Origin of the sequence: Thiocapsa sp. (genome assembly GCF_011390875.1) — a bacterium.
Lineage (GTDB): Bacteria > Pseudomonadota > Gammaproteobacteria > Chromatiales > Chromatiaceae > Thiocapsa.
This window is the reverse complement of sequence record NZ_JAABRP010000229.1, coordinates 1-370: the sequence shown is the minus strand read 5'-3', so window position 1 is coordinate 370 and position 370 is coordinate 1. Positions and strand designations below refer to the sequence as shown.

Below are 370 nucleotides of genomic sequence, written 5' to 3'. Positions count from 1 at the left end.
ACGGGGGACGCCTTGCCGGTGGAGATTGCCACCACGACGGGCGAGCGATCCACGATCGATGGGAGCAAGAAGGTGCAGGCATCCGGATCGTCGATCACGTTGACCGGGATGTCGTACTCGCGGGCAAGCTCGGCGACGCGGCGGTTGACCGCGCGGTCGTCCGTTGCGGCAACCACGAGACGGTTGCCTTCGATATCACCGGACTCGAAGCGCCGCGCGAGATGACGGACCGCGCCTGCGTCGACCCGGCCGCTCAGCGCATCGACGAGCTCGGGTGCGACAACCGTGACCGCAGCGCCGGCACGGAGCAGGCTGCCCACCTTGCGAGCGGCGGTGGCGCCGCCGCCGACGCCCAGGCAGGGTTTATCCC

Annotated in this window: 1 protein-coding gene; it reads right to left on the bottom strand. The window is 69.7% G+C overall.

What is annotated here, in order from left to right:
- A partial coding sequence (locus GPT33_RS15770) for a bifunctional precorrin-2 dehydrogenase/sirohydrochlorin ferrochelatase (protein ID WP_296810698.1) occupies positions 1 to 370 on the bottom strand: 370 nt, incomplete at both ends.